The following is a 25,694-nucleotide window of genomic DNA, read 5'->3' on the forward strand; positions in this document are numbered from 1 at the left end:
TCGGGTGCCAGCGCCCGAGAACTCAAAGACGCCGACACCCTCCAGGACCGCGCTGCGGCTCGGAACCGCCGCCGCCGCGGTCCTCGCGATCGCCGCGACCGCGATCCACCTCTGGATGGCGTCGACGGCGTCCATCCCCGTGCTGTGGACCGACGAGCTCGGCTACCTCGCGAACGCGCAGATCCTCTCGGGGGTCGGCGAGCCGCGCGACCTCGCCGGGCGCGGCTACTACGTGGGGTGGGCGCTGCTGCTCGTGCCGCTCTGGTGGATCACCAACGATCTCGAGCTGCTGTACCGCATCGCGGTCGGGATCTCGGCGGTGCTCGGCATCGCGGTCATGCTGCCCTCCGCGCTCATCGCGCGCCGCATGGGGCTCGGCTGGCGCTGGAGCGTCGCGCTCGCCGCGGTCGTCTCGCTCGCGCCGGCGCGCACCTCGATGTCGAGCTTCGCCCTCGCCGAGAACCTGCTCACGCTGCTCATCGCCTTCACGGTGCTCGCGGCCATGCGCTTCGGCGCGAGCCGCAGTCTGCGCGACGGCGTCCTGCTCGGTGCGGCGGCCGCCGCCGTCTTCGTGACGCACGGCCGCGCCGTGCCGATCGCGATCGCCGTGGGCCTCTGGCTCCTCTGGGAGCTGCGGCGCCACTGGCGGGCGGCGCTCGCGGGCGGCGTCGTGCTCGCGGCGATGAGCGCGGGCGGCTTCCTGCTCTACCGCTGGACGATCTCCTTCCTCTACCCGCCGAGCGCGGACCGCGAGGCCACCGGCATCGACCGCATCTTCTTCTCGCCGCCCGCCGCCGTCGTGACGAGCGGCACGGGCCAGGTCTGGTACGAGTTCGCGGCCTGGGGCGGGCTCTGCGTGCTCGGCGGCATCCTGCTCGGCCGCGGGGTGATCCGCGAGCTCCGGGCACGCGAGGTCGGGGTCTCCATCGTGAGCGCGGTCGCCCTCATCGGCGTCTTCGTCGTGAGCGCGACCTGGGTCTCGCGCGTCGTCGCGGCGGGGCGCGACCGCCTCGACATCTACAGCTACGGCCGCTACCTCGAGTCCTACGGCGTGCTGCTCGCGCTCTTCGGCCTCATCCTGCTCGTGAAGGGGATCTCCTGGCGTGCCGGCATCACGGCGATCGCCGCCTCGGTCGTCATCTCGGCGGTCTTCTTCCTCTTCATCGCGCCGCAGGCGCCGCTCGACGGCATCCTGTTCTGGGGCGCCACGAGCGTGCCCGGCCTGCTGCAGTATCCCTGGCCGAACACCTCGAGCCGGCTCGTGCCGCCCTGGCCGTGGGCGGGCGGGTTCGCGATGGCCGCCATCGTGGCGACCGTGCTGCTGCGCAAGCGGCCCCAGATCGTCGTCGCGGTCGCCGCGATCTTCTTCGCCGCGAGCTCGGTCGTCGCGGGCGTCCGCACGCTCGACCCCTACTTCGCCGGCTTCCGCGCCTCCTTCGGGCTGCGCGAGGAGCTGCACGAGCTCGTGGACCACACCGTCGCGTTCGACACGGACGGCATGAACGAGCCGGGCATGGTGCGCGACGCGGTCAGTCGCAACGCCTACCAGTACTGGACCTCGCCGCGCGCCTCGGAGGTCTTCGACAGCGACGAGGGCATCCCCGACGTCGAGCTCGTGATCGCCCGCAAGGAGTGGGCGAACGGCGAGGCCGCCGGCGCCCGCAAGCTCGCGGACGACACGGGCCTCTTCGACAACGCGCTCTGGGTCATGCCCGGCGCCCTCCAGGACGAGCTGGATGCCCGTGGCCGTCTCGGCTGAGCCGGTGCGCGCGACGCGCATCACGGGCGGCGCGCCCGCGACCCGTGCCGCCTGGGCGGCGGCGGCGGTCGCCGTCGTCGTCGCGACGGCCGCCAACATCTGGGTGGCGTGGGGATCGACGATCCCCGTGTTCTACACGGACGAGGTCGGCTACGTCGCCAACGCGCAGCTGCTCTCGGGCATCGGCGCCCCGCGCGACTTCTCGGCGAGCTCGTACTACCTCGGCTGGTCGGTGCTGCTCGTCCCGTTCTGGTGGATCCTCCAGGACCCCGAGCACGTCTACCGTGCCGCCGTCGCCGGCTCCGTGGCGTGCGGCGTGCTCGTCATCTGGCCGCTCGCCGCACTCGGCCGCCGCCTCGGGATGGCCATGCCCTGGGCGATCGTCGCGGCGGCCGCGGTCTCGGTCGCGCCGGGTCACCTCGTCATGTCGAACTTCGGCCTCGCGGAGAACTTCATCACCCTGCTCGTGGCGACGGCCGCGATCCTGGCCGTCCGCTTCGCCGAGTCGCCGAGCGCCATCCGGGCGGCGCTCCTCGCGGCCACCGGCGCCTACCTCGTCGTGACGCACGCGAGGACCGCTCCCGTCGTCCTCGTGACGGTGCTCTGGATCGTCGTCGTGGCGCGGCGGCGCTGGCGGGTGTCGCTCGCGGGCGTCGCGGCGGCCGCCGCCGTCGCCGTCCCGGGCTTCCTCGCCTACAACGCGCTCGTGCCGCAGATGTACAGCGCCGCGAGCAACCGCGAGGAGCGCGGGCTGACCCGTCTGCTGCAGCTCGACCCGCTCGGGGCCCTCACGGCGTTCGTCGGCCAGAGCTGGTACGTCTTCGCGGCATGGTACGCCGTGGGTCTGCTCGGCCTCGTCGTGGTCGTCGCGCTCGCGATCGGGGAGTGGCGCGGTCGGCGCGGGCCGCGGATCGGGCCGGCGACGTGGGGGCTCGCCGCCTTCGCGGGGGTGCTCGCCTTCAGCGTGATCTGGGTCGCGACGCCGATCGCGCGCGACGACCCGCGCTTCGACCTCTACGCCTACGGCCGCTACCTCGACGTCGCGCTCGCGGTGCTCGCCATGGTGGGCATCGCCGCGGCCGTCCGCTCGGCGCGGCGGGCGACCGCGCTCGCCTTCGGCGCCGCCGCGCTCGGCATCACGGCCCTGTTCCTCCTCGTGGTGCGGCCGCAGGTGCCGCGCGAGGGCTGGTGGGGCCCCAACAGCGTGCCGGGCCTGATCCAGTGGAGCTGGCCCAACATCCATGGGGCGTCGGAGCCGCCGTGGATCGTCGCGAGCCTCGCGGGGCTCGCCGCCGTGCTGCTCATCGCCCTCTCCTGGCTCCTGCTGCCGGCGCGCCGCCGTGCGGCGGTCGTCGCGAGCGGGATGCTGCTCGTCATGCTCGCGAGCGGGATCGCGGCCGAGGTCCGCACGATCCGGCCGAGCTTCGACCCCTGGTACACCTCCTTCACGCTCCGGCACGACGTCGAGCGAACGCTCGAGGCGCATCCCGACGCGAGCCTCAGCTTCGACCGGCGGAACCTCTCCGACACGCTCGGCGGGGTCGACACCGTGAGCCGCAACGCGTACCAGTTCTTCCTCTCGCCCCGAGCACTCCCCGTCTTCGACAGCGACGACGAGGCGCCCGAGTCGGAGCTCGTGATCAGCCGCGGCGACTGGCCGCTCGGCGAGGAGCTCGGGGCGCGCGTGGTCGCGCGCGACACGGGGATGTTCGACAACACCCTCTGGGTGATGCCGGGCGACCTCCAGGACGAGCTCGAGGCCGCGGGCGAGCTCGAGTGATCCGCGCGAGGCGGCTGCCGCTCCTCGAGCTCGGCGCCGTCCTGCTCGTCGTCGCCGCGAACGTCTTCACCGCCTGGGGCGCGGTCGTCCCCCTCTACTGGCAGGACGAGGCCGGCTACCTCGGCGCCTCGCAGGTGCTCGCGGGCGTCGGCGAGGCGCCGAGCCTGAGCGGCCGCCCGTACTCGATCGGCTTCGCGCTCCTCATCGCGCCGCTGTGGTGGATCGTCGACTCCGGCCGCGAGGTCTACCTCGGCGCGATCGCCGTCTCGACCGCCTGCGGGGTGCTCACGGTGCTGCCGCTCGCCGCGATCGCCAGACGGCTCGGCCTCCGGCGGCCGTGGGCCGTGCCGGCCGCCGCGGCGATCGCGCTCGCCCCCGCCCGCACGATCGCCTCCGACTTCGCGACGCCCGAGAACCTGCTCACGCTCCTCGTCGCGCTCCTGCTGCTCGCGGGGCTGCGCTACCGGGCGCGGCCGAGCGCGGGCCGTGCGGCGCTGCTCGGGGCGCTCGCCGCCGCCGCCTTCGTCGTGCACGGCCGCGCGGTGCCGCTGCTCATCGCGACCGCGCTCTGGATGCTGTGGGAGCTGCGCCGGCATCCTCGCGCCGCGCTGGCGGGGCTCGCGAGCTCGATCGGCCTCGCGGCCGCGGGGTTCGCGCTGTATCGCGCCGTCGTCGCCCAGCTCTACGTCTCGGCGAGCTCGCGCGAGGACTCGGGCATCGCGCGCCTGCTCGGCGCCGACCCCCACGCCGTGCTGCTCTCGGGCCTCGGCCAGCTCTGGTACCTCGTGTTCGCCTGGATCGGCCTCACGGTGCTCGGCGCGATCCCGCTCCTCGCCCGCCTGCGCCGGGAGCTCGCGGTCCGGCGCCCGGGGATCGCGGTCTGGGGCGCGCTCGCGCTGCTCGGGACGGCGGTCGTCTCGGTCACCTACATCGCCGATGCGATCCGCCGCGATGTCGGGCGGATCGACATCTACAGCTACGGCCGCTACCTCGACCCCGTCGTCGTGCCGCTCGCGCTCCTCGGGCTCGTGCTGGTGCTCCGCGGCGCGAGCCGGCGGCGGATCGCGGCGGCGATCGTCGCGACGGCCGCCACGGCGCTCGCCTGGTTCGCGCTCGTCTGGCCGCAGCTGCCGAGCACCGGCAACCAGCACTGGTTCCCGATCAACATCATGGGGACCCTGCAGTTCCCCTGGCGCGGCACGACCTGGCTGCCGGCCGCGCCCTGGCTCTACATGAGCGCGGCCGTGCTCGCGGCGCTCGTCGTCGTGCTCCTGCTCCGCCGCCGGCCGGCCGTGCTGCTCGCGATGCTCATGGCGGTCATGCTCGCCTCCACCGCGATCGCGGAGCTGCGGATCGTGCGCCCCTTCTTCTCGGGCTGGAACGGCTCCTACTCGCTCGCGCAGCGCATCCTCGACGACCCGCGGCTCGAGGGGCAGGCGCTCGCCTTCGACACGGAGGGCCTCCGCGAGGAGCGCGACAGCGCGAGCCGGAACGCCTTCCAGGTGCTGCTCGCGCCGCGCGCCGTCGAGGTCTTCGACTCCTCCGAGGCGCCGCCGCCCGCGGAGCTCGTGCTCGCGCGCGAGACGTGGCCGGAGGGCGAGCGGCTCGGCGCCGTGCGCATCGACCTCGACGAGGGCGTCTTCGACACGGGCCTCTGGGTGCTGCCGGGGCCGCTGCTCGAGCGGCTCGAGGCGACGGGCCGGGAGGACGCTCAGGGCGGTCGGTGACGACGGGCCTAGGATGTCGGGCGTGACCGAGAAGGATCAGGAGCCCTCGTCAGAGGAGCTCGCCGCACGCGTGGCGGAGCTCGAGACGCGGATCCACGAATACCACCGCACCGAGCTGAGCCGCTGGGCGGACGCCGTCCTCGAGGCGCAGAACCTGTCGAACGAGGTCATGGCGATGCGCGCGACCGTCTCCTGGCGGGTGACGGCGCCCCTGCGGGTGGTGCGGACGCGGCAGCTGCGCTCGTGAGCGCGACGATGGAGTCCGTCGTCGGCGAGCCGACCGCGGATCGCCTCGCCGAGCGCGAGCGGCTGCTCACGGCCCAGGCGCAGCGACTCGCGACGGCGGCCGGCGCGATCGGCGTCGACGTCGATCCCGGGCTCGGCGACGCGCGCGACCGCTCGATCGCGGCTCTCGGCCCGCTCGCCGCGGCGGTGAGCGAGGAGCGCGACGACGCCCACCTCTGGCTGCTCTTCGCCGCGATGTCGGGCGGCTTCCCCGGCGTCGGCGACATGGAGGCCGCGATCCGCATGCGCGATCGCATGTCGCGCGACGAGTTCTTCGACTGGTTCATCGCCGCGAGCGCGCTCCCCGCGACCTGGGGCGGCACGGCCTTCAGCGAGCTCTCGGTCGTCGCCGATCGCGTGCTCGTCGACGTGAACAGCTGCGCCCGCTCGGATCGGCACACCGGCATCCAGCGCGTCGAGCGCGAGACGCTGCCGCTCTGGTCGCGCGATCACGGCGTCGAGCTCGTCGCCTGGACGGTGCGCTCGGGCATCTACCGCGAGCTGCGCGAGGCGGAGACCGAGCGCGTCCTCGAGTGGGCGGGCGGGGGAGGGGGCTCGAGCCACCTCGACGAGCGCGCCGACGAGGGGCTCAAGCTCGTCGTGCCGTGGCGCACGACCCTCGTGCTGCCCGAGGTCGCCGACTCGCGGCAGTCCTCGCGCCTCGAGGCGCTCGCCCGCTACTCCGGCACCCGCGTCGCGATGATCGGCTACGACGTCATCCCGCTCACGAGCCCCGAGCTGCTGCCGCGCGAGACGGGCCGCGACTTCCTCGACTACCTCGGCGTCGTCCGCGGTGCGAGCGCCATCGCGGGCATCAGCCGCTCCGCGACCGAGGAGTTCGCGGGCTACGTCGACGCGCTCGGTGCGGAGGACGGCCCCGAGCTGGTGACCTGCGAGCTGCCGGCCGCGCTGCCGGCGGCCGCCCCGACGGAGGAGGCGGCCCGCACCGAGGCCGCCGTCGTGCTCTGCGTCGGCAGCCACGAGCCGCGCAAGAACCACGGCGCCGTGCTCCACGCGGCCGAGCGGCTCTGGCGCGAGGGGGCCGACTTCGAGCTCTGGTTCTTCGGCGGCCACGGCTGGGGCACCGACTTCGACGAGCTCGTGGATCGCGCGAAGAAGCGCGGGCGGCGGGTGCGCGTCGAGCGCGCCGTCTCGGACCGCATCCTGTGGGAGGCCCTCCGCGACGCCCGCTTCACGGTCTTCCCCTCGCTCCACGAGGGCTACGGCCTGCCCGTCGCCGAGTCGCTCGCCTTCGGCACCCCCGTCATCACCACCGACTACGGCTCGACCCGCGAGATCGCCGAGCGCGGCGGCTGCCTGCTCGTCGACCCGCGCTCGGATGACGAGCTGCACGACGCCATGCGCCGCCTCCTCCTCGACGACGAGGAGCTCGGCCGCCTCTCCGCGGAGGCCTCCCGCATCGAGGTGCGCACCTGGGAGCAGTACGCCGACGAGCTCTGGAGGGCGCTGGTGCCGGATGTCGCGTGAGCTCCCCGCCCGCGCCCGGCTCGCGGCGCTGACGCCCCGCCGTCGCCGCGCGCTCGGCGCCCGCAGCCGGCTCCTGCTCGAGGCGGTCGGCCGCCCCGTGAGCCGACCCGCCCTCGGCGCGCTGCTCTCGGCGCTCGAGGCGCTCGACGAGTCCGAGCTCTGGCTCGCGCTCGCGGTGCTGCACGCCGAGCTGCCGACCCCGAGCCAGGTGCGCCGCCTGCGCCGCTCGCGCGAGCTCGACGGCGGCTGGGGCGCGCTCGACCAGCTGCTCGAGGACGCGCCGCGGCGCCGCGGCGAGCGCGGTGCGCCCGTCCCCGTCCGCGTCGTCAGCGACGTCGTCCTCATGGACGTCACCGGCCTCCTCCCCGGCGACTCCGTCGCCCCCGGCCTCGGCGCCGCCCGCCAGCTCGCGCGCGCCTGGAGCCGCGAGGCCGGCATCCTGCCGGTCGCCTGGGGCGGCTCGCGGCGGCGGCTCCGCGAGCTCGAGGACGAGGAGCGGCGCGCCATCGGGCTCGCCGCGCCGGCCGGCCGCCTGCTCGGCGCGACCGAGACGGCGCTCGTGCCGCACCGCGCCGCCTACCTGCTCGTGGGAGCCGTGCAGCTGCCCCGCTCCGCCGAGCGGATCATCGCACTCGGCGAGTCGAGCGCGAACCGCAGCGGCTCGGTCGGCTACGGCCTCGGCCCGCTGCTGCGGGCGGAGGAGCACCCCCCGCAGAAGGGCGAGGCGCGCTTCTCCTGGCACCTCGCCGCGCAGCGCTCGCTCGAGCGGCTCGTCGTCCTCGGCGACGGCGACACCCGCGAGTACGAGGGCTGGCGCCGGATGCTCTCCGCCGTCGGCCGCCCCGGGCCCGAGCTCCACGGCTTCGCCCTCCCCGCCGACGCCGCGGGTGTCGCGGGCAGCATCACCGCCCCCGGCTCCTCCGCCGCATGGCTCGCGCTCGCGGGCGACGCGGGCGCGGTCCTGGGCCTCGCGGGCGGCCGCACCGCGGCGGCCCCCTAGAATCGTCTGCGGACCACGCCACCCACGTCAGGGAGATCATGACTCGCGCGCTCATCACCGGTGTCACCGGCCAGGACGGCTACTACCTCAGCAAGCTGCTGCTCGAGAAGGGCTACGAGGTGTACGGCCTCGTGCGCGGCCAGAACAACCCCAAGATCGAGTTCCTCAAGCGGGAGCTGCCCGAGGTGAGGATCCTCACGGGCGACCTGCTCGACACCTCGAGCCTCATCCGCGCCCTCGGCGCCGCGCAGCCCGACGAGTTCTACAACCTCGGCGCCATCAGCTTCGTCGCGTACTCGTGGGAGAACGCCTCGCTCACGAGCGATGTCACGGGCAAGGGCGTGCTCAACGCGCTCGAGGCCGTCCGCCTCCACGCGGGCGACGACGTCGCGAAGGTGAAGTTCTACCAGGCGTCGAGCTCCGAGATGTTCGGCAAGGTCCAGCAGGTGCCCCAGTCGGAGGAGACCCTCCTCTGGCCCCGATCGCCCTACGGCGTCGCGAAGGTCTTCGGGCACTACATGACGATCAACTACCGCGAGTCCTACGGCATGCACGCCTCGAGCGGCATCCTGTTCAACCACGAGTCGCCCATGCGCGGGCCGGAGTTCGTGACCCGCAAGATCAGCCTCGCGGTCGCCCGCATCGCGGCGGGCCTGCAGGATCAGATCTCGCTCGGCAACCTCGACGCGAAGCGCGACTGGGGCTTCGCGGGCGACTACGTCGACGCCATGTGGCGGATGCTGCAGCAGCCCGAGGGCGACGACTACGTCGTGTCGACGAACGAGACGCACTCGGTGCGCGAGTACCTCGACATCGCCTTCTCGCACGTCGGCATCGAGGACTGGGAGCGGCACGTCTACCAGGACCCGCAGTTCTTCCGCCCCGCGGAGGTCGACCTCCTCATCGGCGACTCCACGAAGGCTCGCGAGCAGCTCGGCTGGGAGCCGAAGGTCAGCTTCCCCGAGCTCGTGCGCATGATGGTCGACGCGGACGTCGCACGCGTGCGCGAGCAGACGAAGTAGCCCGCGCGTCGTGCCCGTCGCGCTCCTCACCGGCATCACCGGGCAGACCGGGGGCTACCTCGCCGAGCAGCTGATCGGCGCGGGCTGGACGGTGCACGGCGTCGTCCGCGACGCCGACGAGGCGGCGCCCTCGCTCGCCGCGCGCTCGCCGCAGGCCCTCCTGCACTCGGGCGACCTCGGCGACGGGGCGCGCATGCGGGCGATCGTCGACGAGACCGAGCCGGATGCGGTCTTCAACCTCGGCGGCATCAGCTCGGTCGCCTACTCCTGGGCGCACCCGGAGGAGACGGCGCGCATCACGGGGCTCGGCGTCGCCGCGATCCTGGATGCGGGTCTCGCCCTCCAGGACCGCCTCGGCCGCCGCGTCGCGGTCGTGCAGGCCTCGAGCGCGGAGATCTTCGGCGACGCGGCCGAGGTGCCGCAGCGCGAGTCGACGCCCGTGCGGCCGGTCAACCCCTACGGCGCCGCGAAGGCCTTCGCGCACCACCTCGTCGGGGTGTACCGGGGTCGCGGCCTCGCGGCCTCCGCGTGCATCCTCTACAACCACGAGTCGCCGCGTCGTCCGGAGGCCTTCGTGACGCGCAAGATCACGGCGGGCGCCGCCCGCATCGCGCGCGGCGAGCAGGAGTCGCTCTCGCTCGGCAACCTCGACGCGGTGCGCGACTGGGGCTGGGCGCCCGACTACGCGGATGCGCTCCGGCGCGCCGCGGAGACGGACACGCCGGGCGACTTCGTCGTCGCGACGGGCGAGGCGCACACCGTGCGCGACTTCGTCGACGCGGCCTTCCGCGCCGCCGGCATCCCGGCGTGGCATCCCCTCGTGCACCTCGATCCCGCCTTCGCCCGACCCGCCGACGCCGCGGCGCTCGTGGGCGACGCGAGCCGGGCCCGCGAGGTGCTCGGCTGGGCGCCGACGCGCAGCTTCGACGAGACCGTCGCCGCCATGGTCGACGCGGATCTCGGCGAATCCCCGGCGAACTGACACCTTTTTCGTACACTGGGGACATCCGTGCGCCGACGGGAGGCGCTCAGCCGCGCGCGCACGGTGCTGATGAAGGGGGACGCAGCCATGGGGATCGACCTGAGACGCGAGGGCCGACGCCGGAGCATCGGACGGGTGCCGCTCGTCGGCGCCGTGCTCGCCGCGCTGCTCGGCGGACTGCTGCTCGCCGTCGTGCCGACGCCCGCCGCACCGTCCGCGCAGGCGGTCGACAACTCGGGCTTCGACCCGGGCTTCATCATCAGCGACGACGTGTTCTTCGACGACTCGACGATGTCCGCCTCGGCGATCAAGGCCTTCTTCAAGGCGAAGGATCCGAGCTGCCGCAGCACCTCGAGCCTGACGTGCCTCAGCGACTACGTCGAGACCTCGCGCAGCCGCGCCGCGAACTCCAACTGCTCCGCCATCACGGGCAAGAAGGAGAGCGCCGCGAGCATCCTGTACCGGGTGGCGAAGGCCTGCGACATCAACCCGCAGGTGCTGCTCGTGCTCCTCCAGAAGGAGCAGGGCTTCATCACCGGCGGCCCGCGCTCGAGCCTCATCTACCGCAAGGCGATGGGCTACGGCTGCCCGGACACCGCCTCGTGCGACGCGAAGTACTACGGCTTCTTCAACCAGGTCTACAGCTCCGCCTGGCAGTACCAGCGCTACGCGGAGGCGCCGCAGAACTTCAACCACCAGGCGGGCCGCAACAACGCCGTCCGGTTCCACCCCAACGCGAGCTGCGGCAGCTCGACCGTCTACATCCGCAACCAGGCGACGGCGGGGCTCTACAACTACACGCCGTACCAGCCCAACGCGGCCGCGCTCGCGGCGGGCTCCGGCACCGGCAACAGCTGCTCCTCCTACGGCAACCGCAACTTCTGGCGGTTCTTCACGAGCTGGTTCGGCAACCCCGCCAACCTGCTGAAGAACGCGGGCTTCGAGGCCTCCAGCTCGGGCTGGGGATCCGGCGTCAAGACGGTGGGCCTCGCGCGCAAGAAGAGCTCCGCGAGCGCCGAGAGCGGCGCCTGGTACCTCTCGACGAGCACCGCCAAGAAGGGCTCCTCGCTGCGCCAGACGGTCAAGCGCACCTCGCGCGCCGGCGAGGTCTACACGGCCTCCGTCTGGGTGAAGTCGCGCAGCTCGAGCACGCCGTTCCGCACCGTGCTCAAGCTCACGGCGACGGGCGGAAGGTCGGAGTCGGCGCGGGCCGAGGCGACCGTCGGCCCCGAGTGGACGCAGCTGCAGGTCTCGCTGCCGGTGACGCGCACGCACACCGCCTTCGTCTTCGACCTCTACGAGATGACGACGGGCGTGAGCCTCGCGGTCGACTCGGCGCTGCTCGCGGAGGGGGAGGGCGAGCCCTCGCGCGCCGCGATCGGCCTGAAGTCCGCCGGATTCGAGGGCTCGCAGAGCGGCTGGTCGACGACGAGCTCGGCGGTCACGACGGGTGTCCGCACCAAGCTCGCCGAGTGGCCGGCCTCGCAGGGCAGCTCCTTCCTCCTCGCCAAGACGACGAAGGCGGGCGGCACGGTCCAGCAGGACGTCGCCTACCCGGTCGAGGCGGGTCGCTCCTACACCGCGAGCATCATGCTGCGGACCAGCGGCTCGGCGCCCTTCGCGGGGGCGCTCGTGCTCCGCGGCACGGGCGGCGCCGGGGTGGACTCGGCGCGCACCGATTTCGAGGTCGATGGCGAATGGAGCCGTCAGCAGGTCACGTTCACGGCGACCCGCTCGGATCTGCGCGGCCTGCGCTTCGAGGTGCGGCTCAACACGACCGGCGCGTACCTGCACATGGACGATGTGCGGCTCTCTTCGAACCTCGCGGCCGACACCGGCTTCGAGCGCAGCGCGCTCGGCGGCTGGACGACCGGCTCCGGCGACCTCGCCCTCCGCTACCGCGTCGGCGGCGCGACGCACCCCGATATCCCGGACGACGAGGTCTCGCTGCTCGCGAAGCGCCGCTCGGACTCGGTCGCCTCGCTGCGCGCGCCGGTCGATCGGAAGCTGTCGGTCGGCGAGACCTACGACGCCTCGATCCTCGTGCGCTCGACGGGCGGGGATGTGAACGGGTCGCTCCGGATCTGGGGCCTCGGCGCCTCGAGCGAGCACGGCTCGCAGGGCTTCACGGCGGATGGCGACTGGCAGCTCGTCGAGACGAGCTACACGCCGACCGTCGCCGGCCAGACCTCGCTGCGCGTCGAGCTCTATCTCAACACGGTCGGCGGCGAGCTCGAGGTCGACGGGCTCTGGCTGCGCTGATCGAGCGGGGCTGAGCCGCCCGGCGCCTCAGTCGCGGGCGGCGCCGTCGAGCGGCTCGGCGTGGCGGGGGCACTCGCCCACGGGAAGCCCGGCCGCCTCGACGCGCCAGGCGTCGACCGCGAAGGGCACCTCGTCCCAGCCCGCCCCGACCGGCTGGTGCAGTAGCGCGATCGCGCCCTCGGCGCCGCCGAGCGACTCGGCCGGGATGCCGTCCTCCGCCAGCCGCTCGGGCAGCGGCACGCCCGAGCCGCGGAGCTCGAGCACCGTCGCGACGCCGGCGCCGGGCCGGCAGGCGAGGTAGTCGGCGATCGTCCGCGCGTCGAGCACCTCGTCGGGCGCGAAGTTGTCGCGGTGCTGGCCGCTGTTCACGACGTCGAGCGCGAAGGTGCGCCGCAGCGGCACGGCGAACGCCATCCAGGTGTTGGGGAAGCCGAAGTCGGCGACCTCGCGGCCGTCCGAGCTCGACCAGAGCACGGGCTCGTCGCGGTCGGCGACGAGCGCGTCCAGCTCCTGCGTGAAGGCCACCGCGCCGTCCATCTCGGTGCGCTGCAGCTGCACGACGAGTCCGGTCGCGGTGAGCGCCGTCGCGATCGCGACCGCGGCGGCCGCGGCGGTCGCCGCGAGCCGCGGCAGGCGCCGCCAGGGCACGAGCGCGAGGCCGAGCGCCGAGACGACGATCATGGCGGGCAGCGCCTCGCTCACGATGTAGCGATCCCAGTAGAGGTAGAAGCTGTGCTCGCGGGCGAGCAGCAGGCGCACCGTGTGGAGCGCGATGAAGACGAGCGTGGAGCCGCCGAGCAGCGCGACCGCGAGCGCCGTCGCCCCGTCGCGCAGCCGCAGCACCGCGACGAGCCCCGCCGCCATGCCCGCGACGAGCCAGAGGCCCGTGCGGAGGAGGATCTGCGCCGTCTCGGTGCCGACGACGAGGCACGCCGCGACGCCGAGCACGAGCGCGCCCGCGAGGAGGGCGCCCGAGACGGTCGCGCCGCGACCGGCGGCGGGCCCGGCTGCCGGCTGCGTGGATCCCGCCGCGCCCCGCGGCGCTCCGCGTCGGAGCGCGAGCAGCGCGAGCGCGGCCGTCGGCACCAGGATGACGGCGGCCGAGGCGAGGCCGGGCTCGAGCAGCGTCAGCCGCTCGAGCAGGTCGACGACCGGCCCCGGCGCGAGCCCCGTGATCTGGGTGTCGACGAAGTAGCGCGGGATCTCGCCGATGCCGTACCAGTAGCCGGCGCCCGCCCCCGCGATCGTCGCGGCGAGGGTGAGGAGGGCGCCCGGCACGAGGGGCCGCCAGGCGCGCACGACGAGCGCGAGCACGAGCACCGCGATCACCGGGACGACGAGCAGGATGCCGGAGCCGCGCAGCAGGGAGAGGCCGAGCACGACGACCGCCTGCGCGGCGGCCGCGCCCGCCGCCGCGCGCCCGCCCGAGCGCAGGGTCTGGTGCGCGAGCTGCGCCCAGAGCAGGAACAGCGGCGCGTTGAGCGCCTCGCTGCTCGGGAACACGGCGTACCAGACGAGGTGCGGGTGCACGGCCGCGACCGCGGTCGCCGCGAGCGCCATCCCCGCCCCGCCGCCGAGCCGCTGCACGAGCCGGGCGGTCGTCGTGAGCGTCGCGATCCCGCAGACGGCGACGACCGCGGTCGTGTGCGCGATGCCGAAGGCGGCGGAGGACAGGCCGAGGAGCACGGGGAGCAGCGGCGGCCAGCTCGCCGAGAACTCGCCCGTGCGCGCGAGCTCGTTCGCCCAGTTGACGTAGGCGCCCATGTCGCCGATCCACGGCAGGAACTCGACCTCGCGCAGGCGCATGAGCACGGCGACGGCGGCGAGCAGCGCCCAGGCGGCGAGCAGGATCCGGGCGCGGGGGAGCGGGGCGCCGCGGAGGCCGTGCCGCCGGAGGCGGAGGACGCCGATCACGGCGGCGGCGAGCCAGCCGGCGATCGCGAGCCCCGCACCGTGCGCGCCCAGCCAGATCCACATGGTCGCCCCGAGGGCCGCCGCGAGCAGACCCCACGGCAGCGCGTCCGCGAGCAGGGCGACCGGCCCCTCGTCGCGGCGGCGCAGCGCAGCGGCCGGGGCGAGGCCGAGGGCGAGCGCGGCGAGGGCGCTGATCGCCACGAGGGCGGCGGTCTCGAGCACGGCGGCCCTCCTGCGGTGCGAGCGGACCCGGTCGGATGCGCTCTCGTAGGATATCGGGGTGACTGCCGCCGACGAGCCCACGCACGACGAGCGCGACGCCGAGATCTCGGCGCTCCGCGCCGAGCTGCGCAGGGCACAGGACCAGCAGGTCGAGCGCTGGCTGCATCTCGTGCGACACGGCGAGGTCGTGCCCGCCTCGATCGAGCGCTCCCTCTCCTGGCGGCTCACGCGGCCGGTGCGGCTCGCGCAGACCGCCGCCGGCGTCCTCCGCCGCGAGGGGCCGAACAAGTTCTGGGCGATCGTCCGCTCCCGTCTGCGCCGGCTGGTGCGCCGGTGAGCGCGGCTCCGGCCGCGGCGGTCGCCGGGGACGGAGTCGTCGGCACGCCCGCCGAGGCGCTGCGCGCCCGGCTCCTCGCGGTCGCGCCGCACCTCCTCCCGGCCGGCGAGCCGGTGCCCGAGGGCGGGCCCGGGTCGCTGCTCGCGAGGCTCGCGGATGCCGTCGCCGCCGAGCCGACGGGCGCGCGCCTGTGGGTGCTCGCGAGCGCGGCGGCGGCCGCCTACCCCACCTCGGAGGAGCTCGAGGGGCTCCGCCGCGCGCTCGAGCTCGCGGCGCCCGGCGAGCGGCTCGGCGCCGTGCTCACGGCCGTGGCGCCCGCCGCGGCGTCCGTGCGCGGCGGCCTCGTCACGGCGGAGGCCGTCGAGCTCGCACTCGTCGACGTCGACTTCTGCGCGACGAACGCGCACAACACCGGCATCCAGCGCGTCGTCCGCAACACCGTCAAGCACTGGCCGGCCGAGGCGGTCGAGCTCGCCGCCTGGGCGCCCGACGGCAGCGGCTACCGCCGCCTCACGCCCGCGCAGCGCGAGCTCGCGACGGCCTGGCGCTCCGGCATGGACTCCGTGCGCGCCGACACCTCGGACGCGCCCCTGCTCATCCCCGTCGGCGGCGCCGTGCTCATCCCCGAGGTGCCGGGCCGCGACCGCATCCCGCGTCTCGCCGCGATCGCCGAGCACTCGCCCGCGCGCGTCGGCCTGATCGGCTACGACGCGATCCCCATCGTGAGCGCCGAGACGGTGAGCGACGAGGAGTCCGACCGCTTCGCGCACTACCTCGCGATCGTGAAGCACGCGGATGCGGTCTCCTGCATCAGCGAGACGACGGCCGAGGAGTTCCGCGGCTTCGGCGCGGCGCTCGCGGCGCAGGGGCTGTCGGCGCCAGACGTCGTGGCGCAGCCGCTGCCCGCCGTGCCGCCCGTGCCGCTCGATCCCGGGGCCGCCGCGCCGGGGCCGCCGCGCGAGCGCCCGCTCGTGCTCATGGTCGGCAGCGTCGAGCCGCGCAAGAACCAGGAGGGCGTGCTCAGCGCCGCCCGCATCCTCTGGGGCGAGGGGCTCGACTTCGAGCTGCGCTTCATCGGGGGCGGCACGGCGTGGTACCTGCACCGCCTCCGCGCGCTCCTCGCGCCGCTGCGCGCGCCCGGACGGCACGTCGAGCTGCTCGTCGGCGCGCCCGACGAGCTCGTGCAGGCCTCCTATCGCGACGCGCGAGTCGTCGCCTTCCCCTCGCTGCAGGAGGGCTACGGCCTCCCCGTCGCGGAGGCGCTCGCGACCGGCACGCCCGTCGTGACCAGCGCCTACGGCAGCACGGCCGAGATCGCCGCGGCCGGCGGCTGCCTCGTGGTCGACCCGCGCGACGACGACGCGATCGCCGCCGCGCTGCGCGCCGTCCTCGTCGACGAGGAGGTGCACGCCCGGCTGCTCGCGGAGACGGGCGCGCGCCCGGCCGGCAGCTGGGCGGCCTACGCCGCCGAGGTCTGGTCCGAGCTCGCGGGGGCCGCCCGATGAGCGCCCGCTCCCTCGGCACGGGCACCGCCGCGCTCGTGCGCGCGCTGCTGCCCGGGGAGGAGCCCGCCGGCACCGACGCGGCGCGACTCGAGCAGCTCGCGGCCGCCCTCCCGCAGCCCGACGCCGCGCAGTCCTGGCTGCTCCTCGCGGTGCTCGACCGCCGCCTCCCGCGCTCGGAGGAGGTCGACGCCTTCCGCCGCCAGGCCCGCCACGACGGCCTCCGTGCCGCTGCCGCCACCGTGCTGGCGGGCCGCCGCCATCCCGCGCGCTGGCTGGATCCGCCCGTCCAGGTCCTCGCGGACGCCGTGCTCGTCGACGTGCACGACACCGCGAGCTCGACGCTCGCGACGGGCGTGCAGCGCCTCGCGCGCGCGATCGGCGACCGCTGGCTCGAGCGGGGCGTGCAGCTCGTCGGCTGGAACAGCGCCCGCTCGGCCCTCGTCCGCGTCGATCACGGCGCCTGGCGGGAGGGCCGCCGCCGCGGCGCCCTCGGCCGTGCGCCCGTCGTGCCCTGGGGCGGCGCCTACGTCCTCACCGAGGTGGTCGGCGAGGGCGAGCGGAGCGCCCGGATCCAGGCGCTCGCCCGCTGCTCGGGTGCCCGGACGATGCTCGTCGGCGCCGACGCGATCCCGCTCACGGCCGCCGAGACGACCGGCTCGCGGATGCCGGGCGTCTTCGCGAAGTACCTCGCGGCCGCGGCGCACATGGACGTCGTCGCCGCCATCTCGGGCGCGGCGGCGGCGGAGTACCGCGGCTGGCGCGCGATGCTGCCGGCCGCCGGCATCCCCGGTCCGGAGGTCGTCGAGGTGCCGATCGCGGAGGAGCTCGGCGAGCTCGATCCCTCGGCGCGCTTCCCGGCCGAGCTGCGGTTCGTCGTGCACGACGAGGAGGGCGCCCTCCCGCTCGTGCTCTGCGTCGGCAGCCACGAGCCGCGCAAGAACCACCAGGCCGTGCTGCACGCGGCAGAGCTGCTCTGGCGCGAGGGGCGGCGCTTCTCGCTCGCCTTCGTCGGAGGCAACGCCTGGCGCTCGGAGGCCTTCCGCGCCCGGCTGCTCGAGCTGCGCGAGGCCGGACGACCCGTCGCGGCGCACCGCGGCGTGCCCGACGCGGAGCTGCGCTGGGCCTACCGCCTCGCACGCCTCACGGTCTTCCCCTCGCTCGACGAGGGCTTCGGGCTCCCCGTCGCGGAGTCGCTCGCGGCCGGCACGCCCGTCGTCACGACGCGCTACGGCAGCACCGCCGAGATCGCGGCGGAGGGCGGCTGCGTGCTCGTCGACCCGCGCGACGACCGCGACCTCGCGGCCGGCATCCGGGGCCTCCTCGCCGACGACGCCCTCCTCGCGCGCCTGCGCACCGAGGCGGCCGCCCGCCCGCCTCGCACGTGGGACGACTACGCGCTCCGCCTCTGGTCGACCCTCATGCCGTAGACTGTCCGCGCCCCGCGATCCGCCTGCGCCGCGTCGATCGCCCCCTCATCTCTGGAGTGCCCGATTGGTCGACATCGCGCGTGAACGCGCCGCACGACTCGCGGCGCTGCCACTGGAGCGCATCGGCGGCTCGTACCAGAGCTTCCTCAAGGGCACGCGGCACGCCGTCCGCGACCTCCTCGGCCACCGCGAGCTGCTCGGCCTCCTCGTGCGCCGCGAGCTCAAGGCGCGCTACAAGGACTCCGCCCTCGGCTTCCTGTGGACCCTCATCCGGCCCATCGTGATGCTCCTCATCTACTACTTCGCGATCGGGTACTTCCTCGGCGCGCAGCGGCAGATCCCGATGTTCGCGATCTTCGTGTTCGCGGGCCTCACCCTGTGGGGGCTGTGGAGCGAGGTGCTCACCGCCGGCACCATGTCGATCCTCACCAACGCCGGCCTGATCAAGAAGGTCTACGTCCCGCGCGAGCTCTTCCCGCTCGCCGCCGTCGGCTCCGCGCTCGTCAACTTCGGCATCCAGATGATCGTCCTCATCGGCGCGATGGTCGTGTTCGGGCAGTTCGTCTTCACCTGGGACCTGCTCTACCTGCTGCCCGGCACGCTCGTGATCCTCGTGCTCGCGACCGCGTTCTCGCTCCTGCTCTCGGCGCTCAACGTCTACCTGCGCGACGTGCAGTACCTCGTCGAGGTCTCCGTGCTCATGCTCTTCTGGGCCTCGCCGATCGTGTACTCGTACCAGATGGTCCACGAGGCGCTCAAGGGCAACTGGATCGAGCAGCTCTACCTCGCGAACCCGATCACGGTGTCGATCCTCGCCTTCCAGAAGGCGGCCTGGCTGCCCGGTCCGAGCGTGCAGACGCAGCTCTCCGAGGACATGGGCATCGACCCCGCGACCTTCATGCCCGCCGACCTCGACCTCCGGCTCGCGATCATGGGCATCGTCTCGCTGCTGTTCCTCTGGTTCTCGCACCGCGTCTTCCTGCGCCTGCAGGGGAACTTCGCGCAGGAGATCTGATGAGCGAGACCGCCGCCGCACCCGGGGCCGCCGCCGAGCAGGGCGAGGCGCCCGTCGTCGTGCGCATCCAGGGCGTCACGAAGCGCTTCGTGATCCGCAAGGACAAGTCGCTCAAGGAGCGGCTCGTGAACTTCACGCGCTCCTCCCGGCACAAGGAGGACTTCACGGCGCTCAACGACGTGACCGTCGACATCCGCGCGGGGGAGACGGTCGGGCTGGTCGGCCACAACGGCTCCGGCAAGTCGACGCTGCTCAAGACGATCGGCGGCATCATCCAGCCCTCCGCCGGCACCGTCGAGCGCCGCGGGCAGCTCGCCGCCCTCCTCGAGCTCGGCGCCGGCTTCCATCCCGATCTCACCGGCCGCGAGAACATCTACCTCAACGGCTCGATCCTCGGCCTCTCGAAGGAGACGATCGACGGCTACTTCGACTCGATCGTCGACTTCAGCGAGATCCGCGACTTCATCGACACCCAGGTGAAGTTCTACTCCTCGGGCATGTACGTGCGGCTCGCCTTCGCGATCGCCGTGCACGTCGACCCCGACATCCTGCTCGTCGACGAGGTGCTCGCCGTCGGCGACGAGCCCTTCCAGCGCAAGTGCATGGAGAAGATCCGCCAGTTCCAGGCGGAGGGGCGCACCATCGTCCTCGTCTCGCACGGCGCCGAGCAGATCCGCGACGTCTGCGACCGCGTCGTCGTCCTCAAGCGCGGCAACGTCGTCTTCGACGGCGACGTCGAACCCGGCATCCACGCCCTCATCGAGAGCTTCGAGAGCTAGCCGGCCGCGCGCCGCCAGCACTCGCCAGACCCACACCTGCGACAGGAGAGAACATGAAGGTCTTCATCCAGATCCCCTGCCTCAACGAGGAGACCACGCTCCCCGCGGTCCTCGAGAGCATCCCGAAGGAGATCGAGGGCGTCGACGAGCTCGAGATCCTCATCGTCGACGACGGCTCCAGCGACCGCACGGTCGAGGTGGCGAAGTCCTACGGCGTCACCCACTTCGTGCACCACACGCGCAACCAGGGGCTCGCGCGCTCCTTCCGCGACGGCGTCCACTACGCGCTCGCGCACGGCGCCGACATCGTCGTGAACACCGACGGCGACAACCAGTACCCGCAGGACCGCATCCCCGACCTCATCGCGCCGCTCCTCCGCGGCGAGGCGGACATCGCGATCGGCGACCGCCAGACCCAGAAGATCGCGCACTTCTCGCCGCTCAAGAAGCTCCTCCAGCGCTTCGGCAGCCAGGTCGTGAACATCGCGGCCGACACGAAGCTGCCGGATGCCGCGAGCGGCTTCCGCGCGTACTCGAAGGAGGCGCTGCTCCGCCTCAACGTCCTCACGCAGTTCAGCTACTGCATGGAGACGATCATCCAGGCCGGCAACAAGCGGATGAAGATCGCGAGCGTCGCGGTCGAGACGAACGCGAAGACGCGCGAGTCGCGCCTGTTCAGCAGCATGCCGGAGCACATGTACAAGTCGGCGCAGGCGATCCTGCGCAGCTACATCATGTTCAAGCCCTTCGCGTTCTTCGCGGTGGTCGCGGCGGTGCTCTTCGTCGGCGCGCTCATCCCCTTCGTGCGCTACCTCCTCCTCGCCGCCTTCTGGCCGGAGCTCACGAGCGGCAACGTCCAGTCGCTGCTGCTCGGCACCGGCCTCCTGATCGCCTCCATCCTCTCGGTCGCGCTCGGCGTGCTCGCCGACCTGCAGCGCACGAACCGCATCCTCATGGAGGAGCAGCTCGAGCGCATCAAGGAGATGCAGTACGGCTTCCGGCCGAACGAGTTCATCTCCGAGCCCGAGGTCGCGGCGGCCGCTCCCGCGGCGCCCGCTGCGGTGTCGAAGGCCGCGCCCGCGAAGGCCGCGCCCGCGAAGGCCGCGCCCGCGAAGGCGAAGGCCGCGAAGGCGCCGTCAGCCGCCTCCTCGTCCGCGACGACGACGGCCGCGCGCACGACGGCCTCGAAGGCGGCCGCGTCGACGCGGACCGCGGCGGCGCGCACCGCCGCGGCACGCACGTCCGCGGCGCCGGCGGCGAAGTCCGCCGCGAAGCCGACGACGGCGAAGTCCGCCGCGAAGCCGACGGCCGCGAAGCCCGCCGCCTCGCGCAACCGCGCCGCCAAGCCCTCGGGCGAGTAGCGCGGCACCACCCGGCGGCTCAGCCGAGCCGCTGCCGCCAGGAGCGCTTGCGCGCGGCCGTGACGCAGGCCAGCACGGCGAGCAGGAGGCCGCCGTCGCTGAGCACGAAGCTCTCGGCGAGGCTCGTCGCGGCGAGGAGCGCGAGCGTCAGCGCCGGCCAGACGTGCACCGTGCTGCGGAACTCGCTCGCCACCAGCCAGGCGCGGACGAAGCCCAGCCCGAGCGCGATGACGAGCAGCGCCGTGCCGACCAGGCCGATCTGGAACCACGCGTCGTAGAGCGCGTTGAGCGCCGCGCCCGCCTGGCCGCCGTCGTGCGAGCGGATCGTGGAGAAGGGGAACAGCTCGACCGGCCAGACCCCGACCCAGCCCCAGCCCTCGACCGCGTGCACGTCGATGAGCGCCCGCAGCTGGGCCCAGCGCTCGAGGCGCGTCTCGAGGTCGGAGCTCGCGTTGAAGAGGTCGATCACCCGGCTGCGGAGCAGCCACACGACGGCGCCCGCGATGAGCGCCGCCGCGAGGAGCACCGGCTGCGCGATCGTGCGGCGCTCGGGGGTCGTGCGGCGCAGCGCGACGAGCGCGAGCCCGAGCACCCCGATCCCGAGCAGCACCAGGACCGTGACGGGTGAGCGCGCGAGCAGGATCGTGCCGAGGGCGAGCGAGAGCGATCCGACGCTCACGCCCCGCCGCACCGATCGGGTGCGCCACTCGATCCAGAAGGTCAGCACCCCGAGGCCCGCGAGGAAGCACAGCTCGTTGCGCGTGCCCGAGATGCCCGTGATGGGGCCGCCCTGGGCGAGGTTGCCGGCGATGCCGATGAAGGTGAAGGGCACGTCGAAGATGAGGCCGCTCATCGCCTCGAGCACGATCGAGACGACGAGGATCGCGCGCAGGGCGTCGCCGGCGGCGCGGACGATCTGGATGAGGTCTCGGGAGAGCGCGATGTAGAGCGCGAGCAGCGCCATGGCGAGCGCCGCCGCGACCCCGCCGATGCTCGCCCAGGTGTACTCGCTCCACACGACGCTGAGCGAGATCCAGCCGAGGAGCGCGAGGAGCGAGATCGGCAGCACGCCCGACCACTGGATCTCCTCGCCCTGCCCGATGATCGAGAGCACGGCGATCACGAGCAGCGAGCCGATGACCGCGATCCAGCCGGGCAGCCCGAGCGTCGTGCGCACGGCGTCGGGTGCGAGCGCGACGCCGAGGATCACGACCGTGAGCGCCTGGCGCAGCCGGGGCGCGGCCGCGAGCTCGACCGCGAGGCGGCCGATGCCGCTCGAGCCGCGGCTCACGTGCAGGCCTCCCCGGCGGCGGATCCGGCGGATCCGGCGGGGCTCGCGGGGGCGGCATCCGGGCCGGCCGGCCGCGCCGGCAGCAGCTGGACGCCGAGGATCACGAGCAGCAGCAGGCCGCCCTCGACGAGGATGCGGCTCTCGGCGATGCTCTGGACGGCGAGCGCCGCGAGCACGAGCAGCGGCAGGAGCTCGAGCGCGCCGGGACGGGCCGGGGCCGCGCCCGCTGCCGGGGCCGCCGCGGCCTCCCCGCGCGGTCCGACCGCGAGCCGCACGGCCCGCGCGATCGCCGTGACGAGCACCGCCCCGAAGGCGAGCACGCCCCCGATGCCGAGCTGGAACCAGAGGTCGAGCCACGCGTCGTGGGCCTGCAGGTAGCGGACGCCGTCGATGATCGCGAGCTCGTCGAAGGGCGCGACCCACGGCGGCCAGTAGCCGACCCAGCCCCAGCCGAGCACCGGCCGCTGCAGCGCCAGGTCGACGACGGCCGCCCAGATGTCGAGTCGGCCGGTGAGGTCGGGGCTGCGGCCGAGCAGTCCCGCGATCGTCTCGCGCAGGGCGACGCCGGTGCCGGCCGCCGCGACGAGGCCGAGGCCGGTCGCGACGCCGAGCGCGATCCGGCCGCGTCCGCCGAGCCGGCGGGCGAGCAGCACGAGCGCGAGCACGACCGCGACGGCGAGCGCCGCGACGATCACCGTCGAGGAGCGGGTGAGCAGGAGGCAGGCGGCCGCGGCGACGAGTCCCGCCGCATCCCACCCGCGACCGGCGCGCCGGACTGCGAGCCGGATCCCGAGCACGATGAGCGCGAGGAGCGCGAGCATGCCGAGCAGGTTGCTGTTGCCGACCAGGCCCTGGATGCGGCCGCCCTCGAGCAGCAGCGCCCGCGACCACATGAAGGCCTTCGGCACCCCCTCCGGGTAGTCGGTCCAGAGCGGGAACACGGGCTGCCGGACGACGATCGCGACGACCGCCTCGAAGGCGAGACTGCCGAGCATGAGGATGCGGAGCACGATCGCGAGCAGGTCGAGCAGCTCGGCGCGCGACGTGGTGGTGGCGATGAGTGATCCGATCGCGACGGGCGCGACCAGCAGCAGCACGCCGAGCGCCGTGGCGCCCGGGTACGCCGACCACGCGGTCGAGGCGGCCGCGAGCCCCGCGAACAGCGCGAGGGGGATGGGGATGCGGCGCAGGTCCGCGCGCAGCGCGACGGCCATCCAGATCCCGGCGGCGACGAGGAGGCCCACGAGGACGCCCCAGCCGGCCCAGCCGAGCGTGTACCGCCACACGTCGCCCGCGAGGGCCGTGAACAGCGCGACGGCGATGTAGGGCGCGCGGAGTCGTGCGGCCCTCGTCATGCGCTCAAGACTAGTGCTGGCGCCCTGCGCGCCCGGCGGGCGGGTCAGCGGGCGAGCTCGCGCTCGAGCGCGGGCGCGAGCGCCGGGGCGAGGGACGCCGTGAAGCTCGCCGAGAGGTGGTGCTCGTCCGTGTACGCGAGGGTCGAGCCGATGATCGCCGGGCACAGCTCGGGGGTGCACATCCAGTCGCTCAGGTCGACGAAGCCCTGCCCGGCCGCCGCGCTCGCCGCGCGCTCCGCCCGCACGACCGGCTCGTTCACGGCGTCCGACCGCGGGGCGGCGCAGGCGAGCGCGTCGTCGAGGGAGGCCGAGAGGCAGGGGAGCGGGCTCGTCGGGAACGAGGGGGTCTCGGCGATCGTGAGGACGCGGGATGCCGCCGGCAGCCGCTCGAGCGTGGAGGCGAGGGCGCCGGTCCAGATCTCCTCGACGCGCTCCGGGGAGCGGTCGTCGCGGCCGACGTGGTTCGCGAGCACGACGAGATCCGGCGCGAGCCGCGCGATCTCCTCGACCGCCGCGCCGCGCCAGGCGGCGCAGGAGCGGTTCGTCGCGCCCGACCAGAGCTTCTCGCTCTCGATCGAGCGGCATCCCGACTTCGTGAGCGACACGAGCCGCACGTCCTGCCCGGCGAGCGCGGCCTCGACGCCCGGGAACCAGCGGCCGGCGTGCGAGTCGCCGAAGACGACGACCGTCCGCGCGGCGTCCTCGGGGCCGGTCGAGCAGACGAGGAGCTCCGAGCCGGCGCGGCTCTGCTGGCAGCCGCGGCGGTAGAGGGACCCGGTGTCGGCCTCGGCGTCGGCGAGTCGCGGGGTGAGGGTGCTCGGCACGAACGCCGTCGCGAGCGGCGGCGACTGCGGGGGGCTCGCGGCGAGCGGCCGGCCCGCATCGAGCGGCATCGCGGCGATCGCGGGGGCCGAGATCCCGACCCCGCCCGCGAGCACGGCGATCGCGGCCGCCGCGGCGGCGAGCGTCCGGCGCGGGCGCCAGCGGCCGATGCGCGAGCGCGCCGAGGTCGGCACCTCGACGAGCCGGTGCAGCAGCCAGGCCAGCGGCACGGCGGCGAGCGCGAGCAGCCAGGGCGCCCAGCCGGGGAGCGGCTGCGCGAGTCCCGCGCGCTCCTGCGCGAGCACGAGCAGCGGCCAGTGCACGAGGTAGAGGGCGTAGGAGCGCTCGCCCACCCAGCCGGCCGGTCGCCGCGCGAGGACGAGGCGCGCATCCCCCGCCGCCGGCGCCGAGCCGGACCAGAGCAGCACGGCGGTCGCGAGCACCGGCACGAGCGTGAGCGGGCCGGGATGCGCGCCGAGCCCCTCGGGGACGGCGGGGCCGCCGAGCAGGAGGGCGGAGGCGGCGACGAGCGCGAGCGAGCCCCAGCCGAGCGCGGCGCGGGCGTGCGCCGGGATCCGCGGCGCGTGCGCGGCGAGCGCCGCCGCGAGGGTGCCGAGCGCGAGCTCCCAGGCGCGGGTCGGGAGCGAGAAGAACGCGACCGGGCTGCCGGCGCCGACGAGGAGCATCGCCGCGAAGGAGAGCACCGTGAGGAGGCCGATCCCGGCGCCGATCAGCACCGCCCGGCGGCCCGCCCGACCGCCCGCGAGGCGCACCGCGAGCGCCGCGAACCCGACGAGCAGGAGCGGCCAGAGCAGGTAGAACTGCTCCTCGACCCCGAGCGACCACAGGTGCTGGAGCGGCGAGGGCGCGGTCTCGCCCAGGTAGTCGGTCTGCTCGATCGCGAAGCGGAGGTTCGCCGCCGAGAGCGTCGACCACAGCGCGTCCTCGAGGATCGCGGGGAGCCGCAGCGGCGGCGCGAGCAGCCCGGCGCCCGCGACGGTCGCGAGGATCACGACGAGCGCGGCCGGCAGGATCCGGCGGGCGCGTCGACCGTAGAAGGAGAGGAGGTCGACGCGGCCGCGCTCGCGGAGCGCGTCGAGCAGCTGGCCGCCGATGAGGAAGCCTGAGATGACGAAGAAGACGTCGACGCCGAGGTAGCCCCCGGGCAGCCAGGGCGCGCCCGCGTGGAAGACGAGCACGAGCAGCACCGCGAGCGCCCGGAGCCCCTGGATGTCGGGCCGGAAGCCCGCCCGCGCCGCCGTCATCCGCGTGACGCTACGCGCTCCCGGTGACCACGAGGTGAACGCCCCTGCGTCCAGAGACATGTCTCCTGCCCCGCAGACCCCGCAGCATCGGCCTCT

Annotated in this window: 18 protein-coding genes and 1 pseudogene; 15 read left to right on the top strand and 4 right to left on the bottom strand. The window is 74.3% G+C overall.

The features are described from left to right. Window positions 1–4: 4 nt before the first annotated feature. Genes OF852_RS12760 through OF852_RS12800 form a run of 9 tightly spaced genes read left to right on the top strand, consistent with a single transcriptional unit; the run spans window position 5 to window position 12,305 of the window. Complete coding sequence (locus tag OF852_RS12760; RefSeq protein WP_271119536.1) at window positions 5–1,759, top strand: hypothetical protein; 1,755 nt, start codon at window positions 5–7, stop codon at window positions 1,757–1,759. Further along, complete coding sequence (locus OF852_RS12765) at window positions 1,737–3,539, top strand: hypothetical protein (protein WP_271119537.1); 1,803 nt, start codon at window positions 1,737–1,739, stop codon at window positions 3,537–3,539. Before OF852_RS12760 ends, OF852_RS12765 begins: the two co-directional genes overlap by 23 nt. Continuing rightward, window positions 3,536–5,266, top strand: a complete 1,731-nt coding sequence (locus OF852_RS12770; protein WP_271119538.1) for a glycosyltransferase family 39 protein — start codon at window positions 3,536–3,538, stop codon at window positions 5,264–5,266. Before OF852_RS12765 ends, OF852_RS12770 begins: the two co-directional genes overlap by 4 nt. Window positions 5,267–5,288: 22 nt before the next feature. Continuing rightward, window positions 5,289–5,513: a hypothetical protein gene (locus OF852_RS12775; protein ID WP_271119539.1), complete on the top strand. Its 225-nt coding sequence runs from the start codon at window positions 5,289–5,291 to the stop codon at window positions 5,511–5,513. Then, the gene (locus tag OF852_RS12780) at window positions 5,510–7,039 is read left to right on the top strand and encodes a glycosyltransferase family 4 protein (RefSeq protein WP_271119540.1); all 1,530 of its coding nucleotides are present in this window, start codon (window positions 5,510–5,512) and stop codon (window positions 7,037–7,039) included. The genes OF852_RS12775 and OF852_RS12780 overlap by 4 nt, the downstream gene beginning before the upstream one ends. Continuing rightward, complete coding sequence (locus OF852_RS12785) at window positions 7,029–8,039, top strand: hypothetical protein (RefSeq protein ID WP_271119541.1); 1,011 nt, start codon at window positions 7,029–7,031, stop codon at window positions 8,037–8,039. The genes OF852_RS12780 and OF852_RS12785 overlap by 11 nt, the downstream gene beginning before the upstream one ends. A 38-nt stretch (window positions 8,040–8,077) precedes the next feature. Further along, on the top strand, window positions 8,078–9,061 hold the full coding sequence (locus OF852_RS12790) for a GDP-mannose 4,6-dehydratase (protein ID WP_271119542.1): 984 nt from the start codon (window positions 8,078–8,080) through the stop codon (window positions 9,059–9,061). Between the two features lie 10 nt (window positions 9,062–9,071). After that, window positions 9,072–10,043 (top strand): GDP-mannose 4,6-dehydratase, encoded by a 972-nt coding sequence (locus tag OF852_RS12795; RefSeq protein ID WP_271119543.1) that lies wholly within the window; start codon window positions 9,072–9,074, stop codon window positions 10,041–10,043. 27 nt (window positions 10,044–10,070) lie between these two features. Continuing rightward, window positions 10,071–12,305, top strand: a complete 2,235-nt coding sequence (locus tag OF852_RS12800; protein WP_271119544.1) for a carbohydrate binding domain-containing protein — start codon at window positions 10,071–10,073, stop codon at window positions 12,303–12,305. Window positions 12,306–12,332: 27 nt separating this feature from the next. On the opposite strand, the gene OF852_RS12805 is transcribed toward OF852_RS12800, so the two are convergent. Next, window positions 12,333–14,441: a hypothetical protein gene (locus OF852_RS12805; RefSeq protein ID WP_271119545.1), complete on the bottom strand. Its 2,109-nt coding sequence runs from the start codon at window positions 14,439–14,441 to the stop codon at window positions 12,333–12,335. A gap of 58 nt (window positions 14,442–14,499) precedes the next feature. Here OF852_RS12805 and OF852_RS12810 point away from each other — a divergent pair, with 58 nt between their 5' ends. The 6 genes and pseudogenes from OF852_RS12810 (at window position 14,500) to OF852_RS12835 (ending at window position 20,865) form a co-directional block, all read left to right on the top strand. Beyond that, on the top strand, window positions 14,500–14,778 hold the full coding sequence (locus tag OF852_RS12810) for a hypothetical protein (protein ID WP_271119546.1): 279 nt from the start codon (window positions 14,500–14,502) through the stop codon (window positions 14,776–14,778). Continuing rightward, window positions 14,775–16,283, top strand: a complete 1,509-nt coding sequence (locus OF852_RS12815) for a glycosyltransferase (protein WP_271119547.1) — start codon at window positions 14,775–14,777, stop codon at window positions 16,281–16,283. The genes OF852_RS12810 and OF852_RS12815 overlap by 4 nt, the downstream gene beginning before the upstream one ends. After that, window positions 16,280–17,710, top strand: coding sequence for a glycosyltransferase (locus OF852_RS12820; protein ID WP_271119548.1), 1,431 nt, complete (start codon window positions 16,280–16,282; stop codon window positions 17,708–17,710). The genes OF852_RS12815 and OF852_RS12820 overlap by 4 nt, the downstream gene beginning before the upstream one ends. A 64-nt stretch (window positions 17,711–17,774) precedes the next feature. Next, on the top strand, window positions 17,775–18,725 hold the full coding sequence (locus OF852_RS12825) for an ABC transporter permease (RefSeq protein WP_271119549.1): 951 nt from the start codon (window positions 17,775–17,777) through the stop codon (window positions 18,723–18,725). After that, window positions 18,725–19,498: pseudogene (locus OF852_RS12830) on the top strand (ABC transporter ATP-binding protein); the annotation flags it as partial. The gene OF852_RS12825 and the pseudogene OF852_RS12830, both read left to right, overlap by 1 nt. 59 nt (window positions 19,499–19,557) lie before the next feature. Continuing rightward, window positions 19,558–20,865 carry a glycosyltransferase family 2 protein gene (locus OF852_RS12835; protein ID WP_271119550.1) on the top strand — a complete coding sequence of 436 codons (1,308 nt, stop codon included), beginning with the start codon at window positions 19,558–19,560 and terminating at the stop codon, window positions 20,863–20,865. Between the two features lie 19 nt (window positions 20,866–20,884). On the opposite strand, the gene OF852_RS12840 is transcribed toward OF852_RS12835, so the two are convergent. The 3 genes from OF852_RS12840 to OF852_RS12850 are packed head-to-tail and all read right to left on the bottom strand — an operon-like array spanning window position 20,885 to window position 25,598. Beyond that, window positions 20,885–22,156 carry an exopolysaccharide production protein gene (locus OF852_RS12840; protein WP_271119551.1) on the bottom strand — a complete coding sequence of 424 codons (1,272 nt, stop codon included), beginning with the start codon at window positions 22,154–22,156 and terminating at the stop codon, window positions 20,885–20,887. Then, on the bottom strand, window positions 22,153–23,511 hold the full coding sequence (locus OF852_RS12845; protein WP_271119552.1) for an O-antigen ligase family protein: 1,359 nt from the start codon (window positions 23,509–23,511) through the stop codon (window positions 22,153–22,155). Before OF852_RS12845 ends, OF852_RS12840 begins: the two co-directional genes overlap by 4 nt. Window positions 23,512–23,555: 44 nt before the next feature. Then, the gene (locus OF852_RS12850; RefSeq protein ID WP_271119553.1) at window positions 23,556–25,598 is read right to left on the bottom strand and encodes an acyltransferase family protein; all 2,043 of its coding nucleotides are present in this window, start codon (window positions 25,596–25,598) and stop codon (window positions 23,556–23,558) included. Between the last annotated feature and the right edge of the window lie 96 nt (window positions 25,599–25,694).

It is taken from the genome of Homoserinibacter sp. YIM 151385, from assembly GCF_027912415.1.
Taxonomy (GTDB): domain Bacteria; phylum Actinomycetota; class Actinomycetes; order Actinomycetales; family Microbacteriaceae; genus Schumannella.

What these genes read in the sequence shown, in the direction of transcription:
- OF852_RS12765 (WP_271119537.1), top strand. Translation starts at nt 1,737, where the DNA reads ATGCCCGTGGCCGTCTCGGCTGAGCCGGTGCGCGCGACGCGCATCACG.
- OF852_RS12785 (WP_271119541.1), top strand. Translation starts at nt 7,029, where the DNA reads ATGTCGCGTGAGCTCCCCGCCCGCGCCCGGCTCGCGGCGCTGACGCCC.
- OF852_RS12790 (WP_271119542.1), top strand. Translation starts at nt 8,078, where the DNA reads ATGACTCGCGCGCTCATCACCGGTGTCACCGGCCAGGACGGCTACTAC.
- OF852_RS12820 (WP_271119548.1), top strand. Translation starts at nt 16,280, where the DNA reads ATGAGCGCCCGCTCCCTCGGCACGGGCACCGCCGCGCTCGTGCGCGCG.
- OF852_RS12835 (WP_271119550.1), top strand. Translation starts at nt 19,558, where the DNA reads ATGAAGGTCTTCATCCAGATCCCCTGCCTCAACGAGGAGACCACGCTC.
- OF852_RS12845 (WP_271119552.1), bottom strand. Translation starts at nt 23,511, where the DNA reads ATGACGAGGGCCGCACGACTCCGCGCGCCCTACATCGCCGTCGCGCTG.
- OF852_RS12850 (WP_271119553.1), bottom strand. Translation starts at nt 25,598, where the DNA reads ATGACGGCGGCGCGGGCGGGCTTCCGGCCCGACATCCAGGGGCTCCGG.